The organism is Nitrospinota bacterium (assembly GCA_016217735.1).
In the GTDB taxonomy this organism is placed as follows: Bacteria; Nitrospinota_A; UBA7883; order JACRGQ01; family JACRGQ01; genus JACRGQ01.
In genome coordinates this window covers 1-19,606 of record JACRGQ010000059.1, presented here as the reverse complement: position 1 = coordinate 19,606, position 19,606 = coordinate 1, and the positions used below count along the sequence as shown (strand labels likewise).

Below are 19,606 nucleotides of genomic sequence, written 5' to 3'. Positions count from 1 at the left end.
GAATAAAAAAGGTAGCCAAAATGATAAATGAAAAAAATCGTGCTACGCTCGACTCGATTCTAAAAGATTCAAACTACAATCTTTCCCTTTTCTCAGGCGAGGATATAAAAATCCTAGAAAAAAAAATTGCGATCGAAAAAAGCAAACCTTACGTAAAATGTATTATCCGTGAAAAGCTAATCCAACTTAAGCCTGAAGAAATTGTCCGTCAGCTTTTTACCGCAAGACTCATAAATGAATACGGATATCCAAAAAAACGAATACGTTTTGAGCATCCTGTTCAGTTTGGAAGAGAAACAAAATCGGCGGATATTATTATCTTTGATAAGGATAGGCCAACCGTTGAATACATTATCGTTGAAGTCAAAAAGCCGAAACTCAAGGATGGGAAGGGCCAGCTTAAGTCATATTGCAACGCGACTGGCGCCCCGATCGGCGTTTGGACAAATGGCGGGCAAATTTCCCATTACAACCGCAAAGACCCCAATTTCTTTGAAGACATAACCGATATTCCAAAAGCCGACCAGACTCTGGAGGACATTTTAAAAGAACGTTTCACATGGCGCGACCTCATCGTCAGGGACAAAATTCCAAATGAAGGCAAATCCCTGAAGACAATCATCACAGAAATGGAAGACGAAGTCCTTGCTAACGCGGGCGTAGACGTCTTTGAAGAAGTCTTTAAACTTATCTTCACAAAATTGCACGACGAAACAAAAAGTAAAGATGACAAGGTCATGATAGATCGAACAATTAAACGTAAACTGAAAGTTGAAGAAATTGGCGATTTTGAAAAAGTAAAAGCGATTTTGAAAAATGTAGACACAAGCGATTTCCGGGTACTTGAGTTCAGGAATACCGGACAATCCGAAGGTGAATTAAAGTCGAAGATTCAGAGGTTATTTGATGAGGCAAAAAGGAAATGGCACGGCGTATTCCCTGAAGAAAGCAAGATCGAACTTTCCCCCTCTCATCTCTCTGTCTGTGTATCAAGCCTTCAAGACGTTAAGCTTTTCAACTCCAATCTTCAGGTTATAGACGAAGCATTTGAATATCTGGTCAGCAAGTCCTCCAAAGGGGAAAAAGGCCAGTATTTCACGCCTCGGCACGTGATAGACATGTGCGTGAAGATGCTAAATCCAAAGCCCGGAGAATATATGATTGATACCGCCTCTGGATCATGCGGCTTTACTGTTCACACGATTTTTCAGCTTACTGGACACCTCTTTGAAAACACTGAAATCTCGCAGGAAGAAAAAGAGGACGTTCTTAAGGTCTTTGGCATTGATTTTGATGAAAAGGTTGTTCGTGTGGCGCGTACATTGAATCTTATTGCCGGTGATGGGGAAACAAACGTTCTTCACCTCAACACGCTCGATTATGATCGTTGGAATGAAACAGTTACTAATCTTGAGTGGCGCGATACCTATGGTAACGGTTTCAGGCGCTTGGAAGACCTTAAGAAAGAGCCCAACTCGTATAAGGAGTTTGACTTCGATATCCTTATGGCAAATCCGCCATTTGCTGGGGACATTAAAGAATCCCGCATCATTCATAAATACGAACTAGGCTATAACAATAACAACAAGCCAAAATCAAAGGTTGGGCGCGACATTCTTTTTATCGAGCGCAACCTTGACTTTATTAAACCCGGCGGACGTTTGGCAATTGTGTTGCCGCAAGGACGATTTAATAACTCCTCTGACAAAGAAATCCGGAAATACATAGCCGAAAAAGCCTGCATTTTGGCCGTTGTGGGACTCCATGTAAATACTTTTAAACCACACACGGGTACAAAGACAAGCGTCCTATTTTTACAAAAATGGGACGATAAACTGTGCCCTAAAAAGGACGATTACCCCATTTTTTTTGGTGTTTCAGAAAAATCCGGCAAGAATAATTCAGGCGAATATATTTATGTCAAAAATGGTTCTGGGGGGGGGGCCCAAGCTAGATAAATATGGCCATCTTATCGTTGACCATGATCTGCACAATCATGGTAGTGAATTGCCTGACGGCATTGCGGAAGCATTTATTAAGTGGGCGAAAAAGGAAGATTTGAGCTTTTGGAAGAATGGAGCATGAGGCTTGCAATAGTTACATTTTCAGAAATAAAGAGGCATAAAATCTGGAGATTAGAGGCAGAGTATTATTGTCATAAATCTCAAATTGATTCTAGTTTTGTAACGGGAGAGGATGCCGTTGATTTTGTACAATATGGCACATCCGAAGAACTTAACGAAATCGGGAACGGCTACCCCATTCTGAGGTTAAATGAATATGACGGTATGTTTATAAAAAGGCCAGAAAAGTTTTGCGACAAAATCAATGCTGAAACATATGGGAATTTAATTTTAAAAAAAGGCGATGTTCTAATTTGTCGGACAAATGGCAATCCAAAGTTGGTTGGAAAATCAGCCCTAGTTCCCAAAGATTATGATTATGCGTTTGCATCATATCTATTTCGCGTTCGTCCCAAGAGAAAAATAATTAATTCTGCGACATTGGTTGTTTATTTAAATTGCAGAGTTGGCAGGGCACAGATAGAAAAAAATTTGATGATTAGCAATCAGTCGAATTTTAGTCCTGCAAAATTCCGAGACATCCAGATTCCTGTTTTGGCTCCTACTATTCAATCTATGATAGAGGAAATAGTCTACGCCGCTTACAAAAAGCAGGAATCCGCTAACGCAATTTATATAGAAGCAGAAAACGCATTAATTGCCGAGCTTGGTTTCTTAAGCTGGAAGCCGAGACATCGTCTTTCTTTTATCAAGAATTTTTCGAGTGCTCAATCTAGCAATCGCCTCGACGCTGAATATTTTCAGCCGATGTATGAGGATGTGGTCCACCGCATCAAACAATACAAAAAGGGTTATAAACCTTTGGGCGAAATTGTTAGGATTAAGGATAAAAATTTCCAGCCGAAGGATGATGAACTCTATCAATATATCGAGCTTGCGAACATATCTACCAACGGAAACATTAATGGATTCATTGAGGCGCAAGGCAAAGAATTACCAACCCGGGCAAGACGTAAAGTCAATTCCGGGGATGTTATTGTTTCGACAATTGAGGGGTCGCTTTCAAGTATCGCCCTAATTGCGGATGATTTAGATAATGCTTTATGTTCAACGGGCTTCTTTGTTATCAAATCAGATGGAATTAATTCCCAGACCTTGCTTGTTTTGCTCAAGTCGGTGGTTGGGCAATTACAGCTTAAGAAGGGATGTTCAGGCACAATCTTAGCGGCCATAAGCGATGATGAGTTTAAGCGCATTATTCTGCCGGAATTGTCCTTAAGCATTCAGGAAAATATTAAAAATAAAATCTCGAAAATGTATGCCACCAAAGCGTTGTCAAAAAATCTTCTTCGTATCGCCAAGCAGGGTGTTGAAATGGCAATTGAAAAAACGGAGAAAAAAGCTCAAGACTGGATTGAAATCGAATTGAAAGCATTGCAAAAATGATTATCACGCTTGACGGGCCGGCGGGGAGCGGCAAGAGCACCACCGCCCGCGCACTGGCCAAAAAACTGGGGGGGGTGTATCTCGATACCGGCGCGATGTACCGCTCCGTGACGCTGCTGGCGCTGGAAAGCGGGACGAACCCCGCCGACGCCGCGAAACTGGACGCCATTGCCGGCGCTATCGCCATCGATTTTCAGGAAGCGGAAGGCGGCCAAAAAGTTTTTGTCAACGGACGCGAGGTTACCGCCGCCATCCGCACCCCCGAGATCGACGCCAGCATATCCGCCGTTTCGGCGCACCCCGGCGTGCGGGAAAAAATGGTGGCGCAACAGCGCGGCATCGCGCAAAAACACAAGACGGTGATTGTGGAAGGACGCGACGCCGGCAGCGTCGTTTTTCCGAACGCCGACCATAAATTTTTCCTTAGCGCCAACCCCGCCGAACGTGGCAAGCGGCGCGCCTTGCAAACGGGGGAACCGGCGGAAAAGGCGCAAGAGATTGCAAAACATATAGTTGAACGCGACGCCAAGGATTCCAGCCGGCTGGTTTCACCTTTGGTGGTTCCGCGCGGGGCTGTTGAAATAGACAACTCCCATTTAAGCCTTGACGAGACTATCGAAAAAATCTTACAATTTCTCGCTTAATGCGGCAGGCGCCGCAAATTTTGTAAATCAGGAGGTTTTAACGTAATGACTAACATTGTCGGTTCCCGTCCCGCAGCCGGGGTAAGTTTCGAGGAAAAAGAATACACGTCCGCGGAACTCGCGGCGATCTACGATGACAGTATTCGCAATTTTAAGGCCGGGGAGGTTATCACGGGCGTGGTCGTCGCCATCACCCCGGACTCGGTCGTCGTCGACGTCGGGTTCAAATCCGAAGGGATCATCCCGATCGACGAATTCGGCGGATTCACCAAAGACATAAAGATCGGCAGCGAGATCGAGGTATACATCGAAGAGACCGAAAACGACGACGGCGTCATGGTCTTCTCGCGCGAAAAAGCCCAACGCCAGAGCTGCTGGGAAATCATCCACAAGAAATACGAAGCCAACGAGATCGTCAAGGGCGTCGTTGTCGGCAAGATCAAGGGGGGGCTTGCGGTCGATATCGGCATCAAGGCGTTCCTGCCGGGATCGCAGATCGACATCCGCCCGCCGAAAAACCTCGACGCCCTCCTGGGCCGCGAATTCGAGTTCCGCATCATCAAGATGAACAGCAAGCGCGGCAACATCGTCCTTTCCCGCCGCGTGCTCATCGAAGAAGAACGCAAAGTCACCAAGGATTCCACCCTGTCCCAACTGGAAGAGGGCAAGTGCGTGGAAGGCGTGGTCAAGAACATCACCGATTACGGCGCGTTCATCGACCTGGGCGGCGTCGACGGCCTGTTGCACATCACCGACATGAGCTGGGGCCGCATCAACCACCCGAGCGAACTGCTGAAGGTGGGCGACACCGCAAACGTGATCGTGCTGAAATTCGACAAAGAGACCGAGCGCGTATCGCTGGGCCTCAAGCAGCACACCCCGGATCCGTGGGTGAACGTTGAAGAGAAATACCCCATCGGCAAGCGCATCAAGGGCAAAGTGGTGAGCGTGACCGACTACGGCGCGTTCCTCGAGCTGGAAAACGGCGTGGAAGGGCTGGTGCATATCTCCGAAATGACCTGGAGCAAGCATGTCCGGCACCCCAGCCGCATCGTGACCATCGGGGATGAAGTCCAGGCCGAAGTGCTCAACATCGACAAGGAAAAAAAGCGCATCTCGCTGGGCATGAAACAGCTCATCCAGAACCCCTGGGAGAAGATCGAGGAACAGTACCCGATCGGCACCACCGTGGAAGGAACCGTGCGCAACCTCACCGATTTCGGCGCCTTTGTGGAGCTGGAAGACGGCGTGGACGGCCTGATCCACATCTCCGACATGAGCTGGACCCAGAAAGTGAAACACCCCTCGGAACTTCTCAAGAAGAAGGACCAGGTGAAGTGCAAAGTGCTCAAGATCGACAAGGAAAACGAGCGCATCTCGCTCGGCCTCAAGCAGCTTGAGCCCGATCCGTGGGAGACCGTCGCATCGAAGTACACCATGGGGCAGGACGTGAAAGCCAAGATCGTGAAGGTGACCAACTTCGGCGCCTTCGCCGAGATCGAGCCGGGCATCGAAGGGCTTATCCACATCTCGCAGATCGGCGATAAACGCGCCCCCGCCAACGCCCGCAAGGAGCTGAAAATCGGCCAGGAGGTCGACGCCAAGATCATCAAGGTTGACCTCGAAGCCAAGAAGATCGGCCTCTCCATGAAGGCCTTCTCCACCGGGGAAGCCGGCGAAGGCGAGTATGAGATCGTAGACTTCCCGGACGAAGAATAACCCGTCCGCACAATGGAAAACCCGGCCAATAGCTCCCATAAAAAAGGGCTGCTGGCCGGGTTTGTTCTTTTAATCGCCCTTTCCGTCGGCTTCATCGCCCTCATCTCGTTCCTTCCTTTCGGCGGCGGCTCAAGCGGCGAAACAATCAAGTCCATCGGCAAAGATAAAATCGGCGTGGTCGAAGTCTTCGGCACCATCATGACCGCCGACGAGACCGTAAAACAGATAAAGAACTACGCCAACGACAAGGCGATAAAGGCGATCATCATCCGCATCGATTCCCCCGGCGGGGCGGTCGCCCCCTCGCAGGAGATACACGACGCCATCCTCGCCGCGCGGCGGAAGAAAAAAGTCGTCGCCAGCATGGCCACCCTCGGCGCGTCCGGCGGCTACTACATCGCCGTGGCGGCCGACAAGATCATCTGCAACCCCGGCACGCTCACCGGCTCCATCGGCGTCATCATGAACCTGATGAACGTGCAGGAACTGATGGGGAAAATCGGCGTGCAGCCGATGGTGGTGAAAAGCGGCGAGTTCAAGGATACCGGCTCGGCCTTCCGCCCGATGACCGAGCGCGAAAAGAAGGTGGTGCAGGAAATGATCGACGACGTGTACGGCCAGTTCGTCACCGCCGTGGCCAAAGGGCGCAATATGCCCGAAACGAAGGTGCGGGAACTGGCCGACGGCCGCGTCTACACCGGCAACCAGGCGAAGAACAACGGCATGGTCGACGCGCTGGGCGGGATGGAAGAAGCGGTGAAACTGACGGCGCAGCTCGCCGGCATCAGCGGCGAACCGGCGCTGGTGCGCCACGAAGAAAAAATGCTCTGGCTGAAAGAGCTGATGAGCGAAAAAACATCCCTCGCCGGCAAATTCGACTGGCTGATGAACGAAGTCGCCGTCCACAAGCCCGGCGTCTACTACCTCTGGTCGATGAACTGACCGGGCGCGGCCTGGAGCGTGATTCGCGATTCAGTCAAAGGCAAATCCAGGAATTTTCTCCACGACACTCGTCCCTGATGATTTGTTATTTCCGCCCCGTATCAAGTACAAAGCAAAGATGTCATCCCCGCGAAGGCGGGGATCCAGTATTTATCCTTGACGTACGTCATTTTTAACGTATGCGAACCAGCAATTAATCCTGTGTCTACCTTTGGTCGATAAACTAACCTGGCGCGGCCTAGTGGCAGATCGTCCAATTTTCCAACGAAGGGTGACGATTGGAAAAGTTGGGGAGCCTAGTCAAAAATTCCTTTGGCGCGGAGGAACGCCGCGCCCTGCAATGCGCGATCCAGCGGAATCCGGCGGTTGATCTCCATCACCCGGATGGTATCCGGCTTTAAAAACCCTTTCACCATGTCCCAATCCACCGCGCCGCAGCCCGGCTCGTTATGGTCGGTGTAGCCGTTCACCACATCGTGCAGGTGCATGCCGACGAGGCGGCTGCCGAACGTCTCCAGCATTTTGCGGTGCGGGATGCCGAAGAGCGTCTGAAGCGTGTGGGCGTGGCCGGTATCGTGCCAGTAATGCAGGTTGCCGCCGTCGAACATATTGAAGATGACGCCGAATTCCTCGAAGAGCGGGAACTCGCCAAAGTAATACCGGTTTTCCAGCCCCACCTTGACCCCCGCCTTTACCGCCGCCCCGTTTATCGCGTCCAGGCTTTTTAAGGTCTGGGCGAACGGCCTCCGCGCGGCGGCCACCCGCTTGACCAGCAGCGCCTCCCGCGCCGCTTCGGCCTCCGGGCCGTCCAGCTTTCCCTCATCGCAAAAGCGCATCATGGTTTTGTGCGCATTGAGTTCTTCCGAAATGGCGCCGCAATGCAGCACCACCGCCCCCGCCCCGATACCGGCCGCGCGGCGGAGCGTTTCGATAACGTCGCGCACCCCCCTCTTCCGCTGTTCATCATCGAGGTCGGAGATCAAAAATTCCTCGGCCCCCTTGCCGCGGCCCGGCGCGGAGGGGCAAACGGCGTGCAACGACGAAACGCGGATTCCCCAGGCCTCGCGGTTTTTTTCAATCGCCTCAAACAGCGGCGCGCCCACGCGGAACTCCAGTTCCAGCGCGTTCATGCCGGTTTCCTTCATTGCCGCGATCAACGCGGGCGGGTCGGTCAGCTCTTCCGACCGCCAGCAGGTGGATATGGCGCAGAGGCTCATCGCTTTCCTTTCACGGCAGCGGCGCTCCGGCGGGCGTGGCGCTGAACGAGGCCCGCCCCTTCATCCAATAATAAAGGCAGAACGGCCAACTCGCCGCCTCCGCCGCCAGCATGTACGGGTGCGGCCCGCCCCGGTAATAGGAGAGCATATTTTCGCCGATGTCTTGCAGCGGAAAATACTCCCATCCCCCCAACAGCGGCCACGCGAAGATGTGCGGATAGGGCCAATCTTCGATCAGGTGAAACGCCGCGCCCGCGGCCACTGCCGCCAACGTTGCGCGGTGGCGCGGCATCAGCCGAAATAAAAGGTAAAACCCGATAGCCAAGACGGCCGCCGAATGGGCGATGCCGCGCGGCGGCCACCCGGCCAGCAGATAGAGCGGCTTATCCACGAGGTCCGGCAGCATCGCCCCCAGCAGCAATGGATAGAGCGGGCGCAACACGGACGCTTTTCCCATTGTTGCGCCGCGAACGGCGTAAGTGACGGTAAGGTGTCCCGCGTACATCTCCGGCGTGCTCCCTGTTTTTTTTACTGGACGGGGCCGTGGCGGGCATTAACGCGCATAAAAAAAGGGGGCCGCGGCCCCCTTTTAAATCCGTGCGCTCCGCCGTATGGCATTCAGCGCTGTTCTTCCTTCTCCAGCTTTTTGCCGGTTTCGCCGGCGCGCTGGCGCACCCCTTCCTTGTCCCACGCTTTTTCCGGGGGCGGTTGCTTGGCGCAGGCGGCGGCCAACAACAGCGCCGCCACCGCGAAAACAGTCAGTTTACGCATGATCTTTCCTTTCGTCAGCCGGAATTAGCGCTTGGCCTCTTCCTTCTCCAGCTTTTCAAGCATCTTGTCGGCGTTGGCCCGGACGTATTCCTTCATCTTGTCGGTCAGCTCCGCCTTCTTGGCGATGGCGTCCTTGAACTTGTCCATATCCAGCCGGGACAGGGAGTAGAACATGCCGGATGCGCGGTCCTGGCAGCGGTCCGCGATCATGACGCCGTTGAGCGTCTGCTTCACCACCGTCTTCTTGACGACTTCCACATGCTGCTCTTCCGAAGCCTTGTCGGCGGCGGAGGTGGATGCCATGTAATCGTTCATCAGCGAGGCGGTATAGACCTCGAACTGCTTGGCCATTTCGCTGATGGAGCGGTTATCGGCCGTTTCCCGCAACAGCGAGGGGTTGCTGATGTTGGACGCCATGCCGACGCCGTAGAACACCTTGCCGATATCGGCCGGAAAGGCCATCGCCCCCTGCATGGTCCATGCGGGAAGTTCGCGCCCATCGGTGCAATACGATTTTGGCGGCGGGGGCGGCGCGCTGGCGCACGACGCGAGGAGCGCCACAAGTCCCATTACCGTGACCGCTTTCATAAATTTCATCGGTATATTTCCTCCAAAAGTATGTTGTCCGCAATGGCTTTGCCGGGATTCAACCGGCGCAATCATTCTACCACCCGTCCCGAAACCGGGGCGGTTTTAAATTTTCTCTTCCGGGCTGACCGGCGGCTGTTCGGGCTTCTTGACGGTTGCAGTTTTGATGCGGCTGTCAAACAGGCCGTCCATCGCGTCCGCCTCGGCATAGTGCTGCCCCAGTTCGTTCCTGATAATGACCACGTTATCCTTGAGCGAAATGACGTTCAGCAGCAGCCGCGCAACCCGTTCGCCGGCGAACGGCGCGCGCATCAGGCGGTTCAGTTCGTCCGGCAGGTTCATGAGCGAATCGGGAAGCCGCGCCATCGCGATGAAAACAAGCGCGGAAGCGTCGATGTGCAGGCCCTTGACAAGCCCCACCGCGGCCTGCACGTTTACCGCCAGTTCCCGCTGCTCCGGCGTGAAGGCGGTGGTCTGCCGTTTCACCTTCGCCAATTCCAGCTTCCACGCGCCCAGCAATTCTTCATAGCGGGCCGCGGCACTGTCGTATTCCTTCCGGTGCGCCGCCATTTCGTTTTCCAGATCGGCTATTTCGGCGGCGTTCTTATTTTTATCTTCGTCCTTGAGTTTTTTTATCTGCATCGCGGCGTCGTTCATGTCGCGCACGGCGCGCTTTTTTCCGTCCTCCGTTTCCAGCATGTCGCCGCGTATCTTTTGGAGCTGCTCCTGGTTATCCGCCAGCGAAATGACGGCGTCTTCCAGATTCGCGAAGTATTCCGCCGGCGCGTTCTCGAACTTCCCCTCGAAATGCGCCCGCTGCGGCACGAAGTCCGGCGTATAGCGGAGGAAGCGGTAAAACGACTTGTTGAAAACCGGGTTGTAGTCCCCCCCCAGCGTTCTTTGGCCGTACGCGCGGATGGCGTCGTTATCCGGCGGGATGTCCACATATTGGCGCCGGTAGTGCAGGCTGGGAGCGCTGTCGAACAGGATTGTTTGCAGATAGAGCGTCCGGATGCGGATGAACGACGGCCTGAAAACCGATCCGGGGCTGAAAATCGCGTCCTGCGCGGCGATGGCGGCCAGTTTTCCCATGTCGCCCGCCGGAATCGTTTTATCGCAGTCCTGCGGCCACCGGGAGCCGGCGGAGAACGGCATGGCGTGCAGCATGATGTCTTCCAGCTCCAGCACGCGCGCGGCGGTATTCACCCGGTCGACCACCATTTCCACGCTGGGCGGCTCCTGCGTGGCCTGATACGCTTCCAGCGCCGTGGCGCACGAGCCGATGAACGGCAGCGCCGCCAGCAAGGCAAAAAGCGCGGCGCGCCGCTTTGTCAACCCCACGCCCTTCTCCGCGCCGCCCCTACTCGGAGCCTTGCATGTCCCGTTCAAGTTTTTTCCTGATGTCGGCCACGCACTGATCCGCCGCGATCAGGCCGATGGCATCGGCATCCTGCGCCGCCCCCCCCACGCCGCGGCACTTGACGTCGATGACGCTCACGGTGCGGTCCTTGAAGTAGAGCGCCCCCTTGAAAAAATAAAAGCGCGCCTTGTACTGCCCGTCGGCGGAAAGTTTCTCTTTGTCGAATTCCAGGGTGAAGCCGCCGTAGATGGTCTCGGCCTTCCCGTCGCACAATTTCGAATACGTTCCCTGCGCGCACGGGAGATATTTTATTTCGGGCGTCACCATCCCCACCCCCATATCGCGCATCACCTTTCCCATGGCGGCGGAAACGCGCCGCTCCAGATCGTCAGGCTTGTCCGGATGCGCCAGCGGGAAAAGCATCAGGCTCTTGCTGGTGAACTGTTTCCGGGCACGCTCTTCCATCTCCTTTTGCACCGCCGCCACATCCTCGCGGGAAACGGTTACCAGCGTCCAAAGCTGGCAGTTTTTCCGGTCCAGCCATTTCTCTTTCGTCTTCGCGCCGCGCAGCAGCGCGGTCACCCGCGTTTCGGTCTCGGCGGTGATTTCCTGGTCGCTCCAGCGCCCCTCCTGCCGCGCGATATCGGTGAACGTGCTTTTAACCGTCACGGTGATTTCCTTGCCGAGGTTTGTCAGCGCGTTGGCCTGCGAGGCGTCGATCTGTTCCTGCGGCTCGCGCATCGGACCGGCCACCCCCACCCCCACGTAATAGCCGGGCATTTCGGGGCGCTTCTCCACCCATGCGGGCATCGGGCTTTCGGGGAGATAGCTGCAATTGGCGGCGCGGGCGCTCCCCGCGCTTACGCACAAGGAGGCAAGCGCCGCGAAAAATAAAACGGCCGTTCGGCGTGGCATCGGCCTACTCCTTCATCCGTTCTTTTTGCTCGGCCGCCTTGAGCGCGTTTTCCGCGCGGGCCAGCGCTTCGATGTAGAGCGTATCCTTGTCATTCTCGGCGGCGCGTTTGTAGTCCTTGATCGCCTTCCGCAGGTCGCCGCGGGCTTCCCACGCGACGCCCCGGTTATAGAGGGCGTTGTGGTCTTTGGGAAACTGGTTGATCCGCTTCGTCCATATCTGCACCGCCATCTCCCAGTTGCTGCCCATGGCGGCGGTAATCCCCTGATCGTCCGGGGAGACCGGCTTGAAAACGCGCACCTCCTGCCGGGTGGTGGGAATGAACATCGACACGAACGAACGGGCGACGCGGTCCACCAGCACATCGCGCACCTCCGCCTCCGAAGCGCCGGGACGGTTGGTATCCTTGTTCACAACGAAGGTGCGCCACACCTGCCCGTTATAGAGCAGCGAGAAGTTCGCCGACAGGGCGCCGGAGCCCATGCCAACGGCGCACTTGTCCACGGCGCCGGTCACGTCGACGGCGGCGGATCCCCCCTCTTCAAACCCGGCGATCTCCTTTTTGAAAATGCCGGCGTTGACGATGAGCGACCCGATTTTCGTCTGGAGCGGCGCGGCGCAGTTTTTATCCCCCGTTATCTCGCGCACGTTGATCGTGTTGATGTCCCCGCTCAGCGCCTTCAGGTCCACCTGCGGCGTCACGGTTACATCGACCAGCACGCCTTTCTGCTGCGTGGTGGCGCAGGCGGCGGTGAACAGGAAAACCGAAACGGCGAAACACCTTGCCCAGCGAAACCGGATATTGTCCATGCTTGATACTCCATAACTAATGATACCGGGATTGAAGTTGGCTCCATTTTTACCAGAAACCCCGGAATAGTCAATCGGCGGAGCCGGCGCGCGATAAAAGATATTTACAAAACGGACGCAAGGGAAGATGATTGGGGGGAGGGAAAAACGGACGATGCAGGTGATTATTTTGCGTTACGCGCCGGACGCGCCGGAAATCCGCGTCTCGCTGGACGCGCACCGCGCGTTTCTCAACCGCCATTTGGGCAACGGCGATTTCGTCTGCTCCGGGCCGCTGCCCGAACGCGCCGGCGAAGTGATCATCGCCCGGCGGAAAACGCGGGAGGACATTACGAAGGTGATGGAGAAGGAGCCGTATGTGGCGGCCGGTTCCGCCACCTTTGAAGTTTTCGCCTTCAACCCCTCGGCCTACGCCGATGGTTTCGAAAAGTTTTTATAGCCGCCGCGCCGTTTATTCCTTATTGCGCGGGGATACCGTCCTTGAAAATGAAGTAGGCCGCCCCGATCAGGCAAAAACCCGCCCAGACGAAATTCCGCGTGATCGGCACCCCCATGTACAGAAGCGCGAATCCGGCGAAAATTATCATCGTGATGATCTCCTGCATCACCTTGAGTTGCGGCAGCGTGAAGTAACCGTAGCCGATCCGGTTCGCCGGCACCTGGAAGCAGTATTCGACGAATGCGATGGCCCAACTGATCAGGATGGCGACGTACAGCGGCTGCATCTTCAGGTTTTTGAGGTGCCCATACCACGCGATGGTCATGAAAACGTTGGAGAGCGATAAAAACAAAACCGTGCGCCACATATATTTTAAAATCCTCCTGATCTTTTTATTATAAACCGTTAACGGGAAAAACGCTTTTTCCCCTTCGCGCCGCCCCGCCGCGGCCCATCCTTCGGGCGGGCGTGAACGCCGCCGTGCATTTTGTACCAATAGCCGGTTCTGCGCAAAAGCTCCTGGTTCTCCAGCTTGTTCGGCTGCAAGAGCGCCTGCTGAATCTTGCGGTCTTTCCACTCCCGCGCCACCCATAGCGGCCGCTTGGTGGCCGGATCGATGCCGCTGTGATACATGGCGGTGGCCAGCGTCATCGGGGTGGGGATGAACGCCTGCACCTGCTGCACGCGCCAGTTGCGGCGCTGGAGGTAGGCGCCGACCTCCTCCATCTGTTCGTGCGTGCAGCCGGGAAAACCGCTGATGAAGTACGGCACGAGGTACTGCTCTTTTCCCGCCTCATGCGTTGAATTTTGGAAAAATTCGACAAATTCGTCAAAGCTCTCCATCCCCGGCTTTTTCATCAAATGCAGCACCTCCGGGTTGAGATGCTCCGGGGCTACCTTGAGCTGCCCCCCGACGTGGTGGGCGATGAGGTCGCGCAGATATTTGTGGCCGGCTTTTTTATCGGCCAGCGCGATGTCGTACCGCAGGCCGGAGCCGATGGATATTTTTTTCACTCCCGGCAGTGTGCGCGCTTTTTCCAGAAGCTTCACCTGCGGCGTGTGATCAGTGACGAGGTGCGCGCAGATTTTCGGGAAAACGCACGACAGCTTGCGGCAGACGCCCTGTATCTCGATGCTCTTGCAGTTGAGCCGCCACATGTTCGCCGTCGGCCCGCCGATGTCGGTGACCTGCCCCTTGAACGCGGGGTGTTTCGTCATCGCGGCCAGCTCTTTCAGGATGCTCTCTTCGGTGCGCGACGAAACGATGCGGCCGTGATGCAGCGTGATGGCGCAGAACGAACACCCGCCGAAACAGCCGCGCGTGGCGATGACGGAGAACCGGATCATCTCCGCCGCCGGTATCCGTTCCTTGTACAAGGGGTGCTGTTCGCGCGTGAACGGCAGTTCGTAGAGAGCGTCGAACTCTTCCGTGGTGATCGGTATCGACGGCGGATTCGCCACCACCGCCGTCTTGCCGTGCGGCTGAACCAGCCGCTTGCCGTTGTAGGGGCTGGCTTCTTCCTCGGTGAGAAGCGCGGCGCGGGCGAATTTCTTTTTGTCGTCGCGCACCTCGTGGAACGAGGGGAGCAACAGCCGCGGCTGAAGCGCCAGCGCCTCGTCAATGGGCATTTGGCAGACCACGCCGCGTTCGCCGCGCAGCGTGCGTAGGGCGGATTGCGCCGCCTCGCCGCGCAGCGATACCGCCGCGCCCCCTTCGGCGTCCGACGCCGCCGCCAGTTCCTTTGCGATGCGGACGGCAAGCCGCTCCCCCATGCCGTAGACCAGCAGGTCGGCGGGGGCGTCCAGCAGTATCGAGGGGCGCACCTTGTTCTGCCAGTAGTCGTAATGGGCCACACGGCGCAGGCTGGCCTCCACCCCGCCGATAACGATGGGGGTATCGGGAAACGCCTCGCGCGCAAGGCGGGCATAGACGGTGGTGGCATAATCCGGCCTTTTTCCCCCAACGCCGCCGGGGGCGTACTGATCGTCGCTGCGCTGGCGCTTGTTGGCGGTGTAGTTGTTTATCATGCTGTCGACCGTGCCGGACGAAACGCCGATGAACAGCCGGGGCCGCCCCATGCGGGCGATGTCCTTGGTGGAGTGGTGATCGGGCTGCGCCACAATGCCGACCTTGAAACCCTGTTGTTCCAGCAAGCGCCCCAGCAGCGGAATGCCGAAGCTGGGATGGTCTATGTATGAGTCGCCGGTGATAAGAAGCACGTCCAGTTCGCGCCAGCCGCGCCACTCCATCTCCTGCCGTGTGGTGGGAAGGAAACTCCTCACGCTTTCGCGGTACGCCTGCGCGCCGGGGGCCGCGTTGTGGCGGGCGTTGGAATTTGCCCTGTGGTGCGCGTTGCCTGGTGTCTTATACTTCATCTTTCCAGAATATCAGAAATCCGCACGGCGGGATTCCACATTTGCCGCTCACGCGGCAAAACGGCGACAGGAGTGTCGCCGCTACCGGGGGAAACACCGGGAGAGGCCGGCCCGGAGGGCCGATGTGCACAATAACATATACGTGCTGAGAACTTGTACCTGCCGGGGAAGGGTCGTCCTTGCCGTGGCGGAGGGGGCGTGATATTGTACAGGTTGTTGTACATATATAGGAGTGTGCCATGAAGGCGATCAGCTACACGGAAGCGCGGCAGAAACTGAAAGACGTTATGGATGCCGTCTGCGAGGATCACGAACCTGTGGTGGTCACCCGCAAAAGGGGCGAGAACATCATCATGATGAGCCAGGAGGATTACGACTCGCTGGCGGAAACGGATTACCTGCTTTCCACACCAGCCAACGCAAAGCGCCTGCTGGCGTCGCTTGAAGAGGCCAAACGGGGGAAGACGACGCCCCTTGCCAAGCTCAAGCTGTGAACATATCGTTCACCCCCACCGCGTTCGATGACCTCCGCTACTGGATGCGGCATGACCGGAAAACCGCCGATCGGATCATGGCGCTCATCGAGGAGATAAAAAGAAATCCGTTCACCGGTTCCGGCAAGCCGGAGCCGCTGAAATTCCAGCTTGCGGGCTGCTGGTCCCGCAGGGTTTCTGTGGAACACCGTCTTGTGTATCTGGTCAAAGACGGTGAAATTGTCGTGCTTGCCTGCCGCCACCATTACCGGTAGCGGCAACCGCTCACTGTGGCGGCGAAACGGGCCGGGAATCCGCCGGGGGGGCGAGGTGCTTTATCAGCGTCACGCGGGAACCGCCGTTGCCGTAGTAAACCGAGTCGAACTGCCGCGAAGCAATTACAATTCCCCGCCCGCTCGGCTGCTTCAGCCGTTCATGCAGCCCGTCCTTGCCGATCCGCAGGTAGCGCTCGAAGTCGAAGCCGGGGCCGTCGTCTTCCACGGTGACGGCCACCTTGTCATGCAGGAGGCTGATGCAAACCTCTATCCGTCCGCCGCGCCGTTCCCGCTCGCGCTTCATCAGTTCTTCGGCGTAGCGGTCGGAGCGTATCAGCTCGGCCTTGAGCTGTTCCCCCAGCCCGAGGCAGCCGTGCTCGTGGGCGTTCATCAGGAACTCGTACAGCGCGTACACGAACGCCTTGTCGCGGTTGGCAAGACGCCGCGGCTCCAGCTTGCGGAAGAGCCACGCATGCGCGCGCGGTATCTCGCTCAACCGCGGCTCGATGATGATCCGGTCCAGGTTCCCCTCGAAGGCGGGGTTTTCCTTTATCTCCTGATAAAAGCGGTGGCGGGCGAGGGCGTTCACCACCACGTTTATCAGCAGATGTTCCTCGGCCGGCTTCACCAGATAGTCCTGCACGCCGTAGTGCAGCGCGTCGAGCGACATGAAGGGGTCGTTCACGGCGGTGCAGATGACGAAGGGGATGAACCGGTTTTCGAAGTTGATTTTGGCGAACTCCACGCCGTCGACTTGCGGCATCAGGATGTCGGATAGCACCAGGTCAATGGTATGCCCAAGCGCTTCATACAGCTTCAGCGCCGCGCCGCCGTCCGCCGCCTCCAGCACATTGAAGCCGTGCTTGCGCAAAATCATCCCCGCCGCATGGCGCCAGATATCGTCATCCTCGGCCACCAGCACGGTGGCGCCGCGCCAGTAGTCCGGCTTCATGAACGCCAATGCGGGCTTGCCGCCGGGCGTGGTATCGCTCTTTGTCTCCATGTCCCCCCATCCGGTATTGGCTTCAGCCGCGTGACGCATCGCCGCGCAATGGCGCCTTTGTTGGAAAAATAATATCACCAACGGAGAGAATATGGCATCCCCCCAAAGGGTGGAAAGCCGATAATTATTTTCCGCACCCGCCAGGCGGGAAAAAGGGCGGAACCGGCACGCGCGGCCTGTTACTCCCCGGTGTGGGCGAAATCGATGTACGGCCTCAGCTCGTCGAACCCCTTCCCCTTGCGGAGCACCACCGGATCATCCTTTGTGAAATCGATGATGGTGGAGGGTTCGTTGTCCACCGGCCCGCCGTCGATCACCACCGCGACCGCCGCCAAAAAAGCGTGGGAAAGGTCGCCGATCGCGTTGATCGGCTGGTCGCTGGAAAGATTCACCGACGTGGTGATGATCGGCCCGCCGAATTCTTTCGCTATCGTCAGCGGTATCTGGTGGTTCGGAATGCGGATGCCGACGGTGTGTTCGGTGCTCATCATCTTGCGCGGCACGCCGGAGCTTGACGGCAGAACAAAGGTGTACGGCCCCGGAAGCACCCGCCGCATCACCCGGTGGGCGGCGTTTGATATCTTGGCGAAGTGCGCCGCATCGGCGATATCGTTCACGATAAAGCTGAACGGTTTGTTGCTGGGGCGGTTCTTGAGCTGGTTCAGCTTGTCCAGCGCCTTGCCGTTGCGCATGTCGCAACCAATGCCGTAGATGGTGTCGGTGGGATAAATGATCAGTTCGCCGCCGCGCAACGCCTTGAGCGTTGCATCCAGCATCCGCTTTGAAAGCCCTGAAAAAACCGTCGCCGCCATATACCGCCCTCACTAAGGAATAACCGTTGATGAAAAGTCTTTCCCTCTGTTGAGTATATGCCATCCGGATTTTCGGTAACAGCGATAAAGCGCCGCGCCACGGCCCCACCGCGTGTGGTAAAAATACGGGCATGGAGCAACATCGGGTGGCGGCGTTCCGGCGCACAGTATATGCCCATTTTGCGAAAGAGGGACGCGCCCTGCCGTGGCGCGAAAAGGTGACGCCGTACCGCGCTTTCGTTTCCGAGATCATGCTGCAACAGACGCAGGCGCCGCGCGTGGCGGAGTTCTTTCCCCGGTTCGTAAAACGGTTTCCCAACTGGAAACGGCTTGCGGAAGCGGAACTCAAGGATGTGCTGGCCGCATGGCAGGGAATGGGCTATAACCGCCGCGCCCGGTTTTTGCGCGAGGCGGCGAAGCGCGTGACCGCTGAATTCAAGGGACGCCTGCCGGACGATCCGGCGGTGCTGGTCACCCTCCCCGGCGTCGGCAAGGCCACCGCCGCCAGCATCGCCGCCTTCGGTTTCAACAAACCGGCGGCATTCATCGAAACCAATATCCGCGCCGTTTTTATCCACCATTTTTTCCGCGGCCGCGAAAGGGTGACGGACGCCGAACTGCTGCCGCTGGTGGAGCGGACGCTCGACAAAAAAAATCCGCGCCGGTGGTATTCGGCGTTGATGGATTACGGCACCGCCCTGAAGCGGCTGCACAAAAATCCGGCGCGCCGCTCGGCGCACCACCAGCGGCAATCGAAATTCGAGGGGAGCATCCGGCAGGCGCGCGGCGCGCTGTTGAAAACGCTTTTGGCCGCGGGAAAGGGGATGACCGCAGCCGCGCTTGCCCGGCAAACTTTGCTCACGGAAGGGCGCGCGGCGGCGATATTGGCGGTTCTGGCCGAAGAGGGTTTGGTGAAAAGAAGAAAAGACCGTTTTCGGCTTTAACGCCGCTTGGCGAACCGCATCGCCGCGAATCCGGCGGCGGGGGAAAGGCCGTCTTCGGCGCACACTGTTTTTGGCGGTTCTTCCCCCGGGCCGAAAAAGAGGGCCGATGCGGCCCGCACAAAAACGAAACCGGCCGCTTCAGCCATTGCCCGCACCGCCGCCGAAGTGTAATACCGCCCGCGCGAATACACCGGATGCCCCTCTTCCGCCATCAGCGCATAGGCCGTTCCCCACGCCCCTTCGCGCGGCACGAAGCCGATCACAAGCGCACCTTCCGGCTTTAGCGCGCGGGCGGTTTCACGCAATGCGGCGGAAGGATTTTTTAAAAAGCAGAGCGTCATCATTATCAGGCAGCCTTCCAGCGCGCCGCCTTTCACCGGCAGCGCGGCGGCATCGGCGGCGCAGACGGCCACTTTTCGGGCGCGCGCGGACAAAAGCATATTTCGCGCCGTGTCAAAACCGTACCGGATGCCAAGCCCCGCGGCAAAGCGTCCCGTCCCCACGCCCAGTTCCGCCCATCCGTCACCCGCCGCCCCCACCCGTTGCAGGGCTGCAAGTTCGGCCGCGAAAACCGCTTTCCCGCGCGGTGTGCCATACCATGCGTCGTATTGCTCCGCGATCCCATCGAAAATATCCATACGCACATTATAGGGCCGCCGCCAGCGCCGCCATCAGGCTCCTGACGTATTTTTACCGCCCTGAAGGAACGGGGTGTTGCGAGCAAATAGAAATGTCCGGTTTTGGAGCACATTACTTGTCCGGTTTTCCAAAATTACCTTAGCCGTGATTCTTTTTCAAGCGGCCTTCTTTTTTGTCTGTTTTACCTCCTTTCCCGTTACGTCGTAAAGCG

The 19,606-nt window shown here is 56.8% G+C and carries 20 protein-coding genes and 1 pseudogene; 9 read left to right on the top strand and 12 right to left on the bottom strand.

Translation table 11 applies throughout. The annotated features are described in order from the left end of the window. Positions 1-629 precede the first annotated feature (629 nt). The 5 genes and pseudogenes from HZA03_09635 to sppA all read left to right on the top strand — a co-directional run bounded on the left by HZA03_09635 (position 630) and on the right by sppA (position 6,775). Positions 630-2,085 (top strand): annotated as a pseudogene (locus HZA03_09635) (N-6 DNA methylase). Then, a complete protein-coding gene (locus HZA03_09630) occupies positions 2,040-3,470 on the top strand; it encodes a restriction endonuclease subunit S (GenBank protein MBI5638216.1) in 1,431 nt (476 codons plus the stop codon). Before HZA03_09635 ends, HZA03_09630 begins: the two are co-directional and overlap by 46 nt. Continuing rightward, positions 3,467-4,114 (top strand): (d)CMP kinase, encoded by a 648-nt coding sequence (locus HZA03_09625; protein MBI5638215.1) that lies wholly within the window; start codon positions 3,467-3,469, stop codon positions 4,112-4,114. The genes HZA03_09630 and HZA03_09625 overlap by 4 nt, the downstream gene beginning before the upstream one ends. 45 nt (positions 4,115-4,159) lie before the next feature. Then, positions 4,160-5,833 (top strand): 30S ribosomal protein S1, encoded by a 1,674-nt coding sequence (locus tag HZA03_09620; protein MBI5638214.1) that lies wholly within the window; start codon positions 4,160-4,162, stop codon positions 5,831-5,833. Between the two features lie 12 nt (positions 5,834-5,845). Continuing rightward, complete coding sequence (gene sppA / locus HZA03_09615; protein MBI5638213.1) at positions 5,846-6,775, top strand: signal peptide peptidase SppA; 930 nt, start codon at positions 5,846-5,848, stop codon at positions 6,773-6,775. Between the two features lie 296 nt (positions 6,776-7,071). Here the strand turns inward: sppA and HZA03_09610 are convergent, their stop codons facing one another. The 7 genes from HZA03_09610 to HZA03_09580 form a co-directional block, all read right to left on the bottom strand. After that, on the bottom strand, positions 7,072-7,992 hold the full coding sequence (locus tag HZA03_09610) for a TIM barrel protein (GenBank protein MBI5638212.1): 921 nt from the start codon (positions 7,990-7,992) through the stop codon (positions 7,072-7,074). A gap of 10 nt (positions 7,993-8,002) precedes the next feature. Next, on the bottom strand, positions 8,003-8,449 hold the full coding sequence (locus tag HZA03_09605; GenBank protein ID MBI5638211.1) for a hypothetical protein: 447 nt from the start codon (positions 8,447-8,449) through the stop codon (positions 8,003-8,005). Between the two features lie 161 nt (positions 8,450-8,610). Beyond that, positions 8,611-8,763, bottom strand: a complete 153-nt coding sequence (locus HZA03_09600; protein ID MBI5638210.1) for a hypothetical protein — start codon at positions 8,761-8,763, stop codon at positions 8,611-8,613. A gap of 24 nt (positions 8,764-8,787) precedes the next feature. After that, positions 8,788-9,360, bottom strand: coding sequence for a hypothetical protein (locus HZA03_09595; GenBank protein MBI5638209.1), 573 nt, complete (start codon positions 9,358-9,360; stop codon positions 8,788-8,790). Between the two features lie 96 nt (positions 9,361-9,456). Beyond that, positions 9,457-10,692: a hypothetical protein gene (locus HZA03_09590; GenBank protein MBI5638208.1), complete on the bottom strand. Its 1,236-nt coding sequence runs from the start codon at positions 10,690-10,692 to the stop codon at positions 9,457-9,459. 19 nt (positions 10,693-10,711) lie between these two features. Continuing rightward, a complete protein-coding gene (locus tag HZA03_09585; protein MBI5638207.1) occupies positions 10,712-11,626 on the bottom strand; it encodes an LPP20 family lipoprotein in 915 nt (304 codons plus the stop codon). A gap of 4 nt (positions 11,627-11,630) precedes the next feature. Then, positions 11,631-12,434, bottom strand: a complete 804-nt coding sequence (locus HZA03_09580) for a tetratricopeptide repeat protein (protein MBI5638206.1) — start codon at positions 12,432-12,434, stop codon at positions 11,631-11,633. Positions 12,435-12,588: 154 nt separating this feature from the next. On the opposite strand from HZA03_09580, the gene HZA03_09575 reads away from it, so the two are divergent. Continuing rightward, positions 12,589-12,873, top strand: coding sequence for a hypothetical protein (locus HZA03_09575; protein ID MBI5638205.1), 285 nt, complete (start codon positions 12,589-12,591; stop codon positions 12,871-12,873). 19 nt (positions 12,874-12,892) lie between these two features. Here HZA03_09575 and HZA03_09570 read toward each other — a convergent pair whose 3' ends face one another. Together HZA03_09570 and HZA03_09565 are read right to left on the bottom strand one after the other, a co-directional pair. Continuing rightward, the gene (locus tag HZA03_09570) at positions 12,893-13,240 is read right to left on the bottom strand and encodes a DMT family protein (GenBank protein MBI5638204.1); all 348 of its coding nucleotides are present in this window, start codon (positions 13,238-13,240) and stop codon (positions 12,893-12,895) included. Between the two features lie 38 nt (positions 13,241-13,278). Further along, on the bottom strand, positions 13,279-15,249 hold the full coding sequence (locus HZA03_09565; protein ID MBI5638203.1) for a YgiQ family radical SAM protein: 1,971 nt from the start codon (positions 15,247-15,249) through the stop codon (positions 13,279-13,281). 239 nt (positions 15,250-15,488) lie between these two features. Here HZA03_09565 and HZA03_09560 point away from each other — a divergent pair, with 239 nt between their 5' ends. Together HZA03_09560 and HZA03_09555 are read left to right on the top strand one after the other, a co-directional pair. Continuing rightward, entirely contained in the window at positions 15,489-15,743 is a 255-nt protein-coding gene (locus HZA03_09560) for a type II toxin-antitoxin system prevent-host-death family antitoxin (GenBank protein MBI5638202.1), read from the top strand. Further along, positions 15,740-15,997, top strand: a complete 258-nt coding sequence (locus tag HZA03_09555; protein ID MBI5638201.1) for a Txe/YoeB family addiction module toxin — start codon at positions 15,740-15,742, stop codon at positions 15,995-15,997. The genes HZA03_09560 and HZA03_09555 overlap by 4 nt, the downstream gene beginning before the upstream one ends. A gap of 10 nt (positions 15,998-16,007) precedes the next feature. Here the strand turns inward: HZA03_09555 and HZA03_09550 are convergent, their stop codons facing one another. Further along, on the bottom strand, positions 16,008-17,000 hold the full coding sequence (locus tag HZA03_09550) for a response regulator (protein ID MBI5638200.1): 993 nt from the start codon (positions 16,998-17,000) through the stop codon (positions 16,008-16,010). 179 nt (positions 17,001-17,179) lie between these two features. After that, positions 17,180-17,812 carry a threonylcarbamoyl-AMP synthase gene (locus tag HZA03_09545; protein MBI5638199.1) on the bottom strand — a complete coding sequence of 211 codons (633 nt, stop codon included), beginning with the start codon at positions 17,810-17,812 and terminating at the stop codon, positions 17,180-17,182. A gap of 131 nt (positions 17,813-17,943) precedes the next feature. Here HZA03_09545 and HZA03_09540 point away from each other — a divergent pair, with 131 nt between their 5' ends. Further along, a complete protein-coding gene (locus HZA03_09540; GenBank protein MBI5638198.1) occupies positions 17,944-18,756 on the top strand; it encodes an A/G-specific adenine glycosylase in 813 nt (270 codons plus the stop codon). On the opposite strand, the gene HZA03_09535 is transcribed toward HZA03_09540, so the two are convergent. Then, positions 18,753-19,394, bottom strand: a complete 642-nt coding sequence (locus HZA03_09535; protein MBI5638197.1) for a methyltransferase domain-containing protein — start codon at positions 19,392-19,394, stop codon at positions 18,753-18,755. The two genes, HZA03_09540 and HZA03_09535, sit on opposite strands and share 4 nt — an antisense overlap. Between the last annotated feature and the right edge of the window lie 212 nt (positions 19,395-19,606).

Coding starts and splice junctions, on each gene's coding strand:
- HZA03_09625 (MBI5638215.1), top strand. CDS start 3,467: ATGATTATCACGCTTGACGGGCCGGCGGGGAGCGGCAAGAGCACCACC.
- HZA03_09620 (MBI5638214.1), top strand. CDS start 4,160: ATGACTAACATTGTCGGTTCCCGTCCCGCAGCCGGGGTAAGTTTCGAG.
- sppA (MBI5638213.1), top strand. CDS start 5,846: ATGGAAAACCCGGCCAATAGCTCCCATAAAAAAGGGCTGCTGGCCGGG.
- HZA03_09610 (MBI5638212.1), bottom strand. CDS start 7,992: ATGAGCCTCTGCGCCATATCCACCTGCTGGCGGTCGGAAGAGCTGACC.
- HZA03_09605 (MBI5638211.1), bottom strand. CDS start 8,449: ATGGGAAAAGCGTCCGTGTTGCGCCCGCTCTATCCATTGCTGCTGGGG.
- HZA03_09600 (MBI5638210.1), bottom strand. CDS start 8,763: ATGCGTAAACTGACTGTTTTCGCGGTGGCGGCGCTGTTGTTGGCCGCC.
- HZA03_09595 (MBI5638209.1), bottom strand. CDS start 9,360: ATGAAATTTATGAAAGCGGTCACGGTAATGGGACTTGTGGCGCTCCTC.
- HZA03_09585 (MBI5638207.1), bottom strand. CDS start 11,626: ATGCCACGCCGAACGGCCGTTTTATTTTTCGCGGCGCTTGCCTCCTTG.
- HZA03_09580 (MBI5638206.1), bottom strand. CDS start 12,434: ATGGACAATATCCGGTTTCGCTGGGCAAGGTGTTTCGCCGTTTCGGTT.
- HZA03_09575 (MBI5638205.1), top strand. CDS start 12,589: ATGCAGGTGATTATTTTGCGTTACGCGCCGGACGCGCCGGAAATCCGC.
- HZA03_09570 (MBI5638204.1), bottom strand. CDS start 13,240: ATGTGGCGCACGGTTTTGTTTTTATCGCTCTCCAACGTTTTCATGACC.
- HZA03_09565 (MBI5638203.1), bottom strand. CDS start 15,249: ATGAAGTATAAGACACCAGGCAACGCGCACCACAGGGCAAATTCCAAC.
- HZA03_09560 (MBI5638202.1), top strand. CDS start 15,489: ATGAAGGCGATCAGCTACACGGAAGCGCGGCAGAAACTGAAAGACGTT.
- HZA03_09550 (MBI5638200.1), bottom strand. CDS start 17,000: ATGGAGACAAAGAGCGATACCACGCCCGGCGGCAAGCCCGCATTGGCG.
- HZA03_09545 (MBI5638199.1), bottom strand. CDS start 17,812: ATGGCGGCGACGGTTTTTTCAGGGCTTTCAAAGCGGATGCTGGATGCA.
- HZA03_09540 (MBI5638198.1), top strand. CDS start 17,944: ATGGAGCAACATCGGGTGGCGGCGTTCCGGCGCACAGTATATGCCCAT.
- HZA03_09535 (MBI5638197.1), bottom strand. CDS start 19,394: ATGGATATTTTCGATGGGATCGCGGAGCAATACGACGCATGGTATGGC.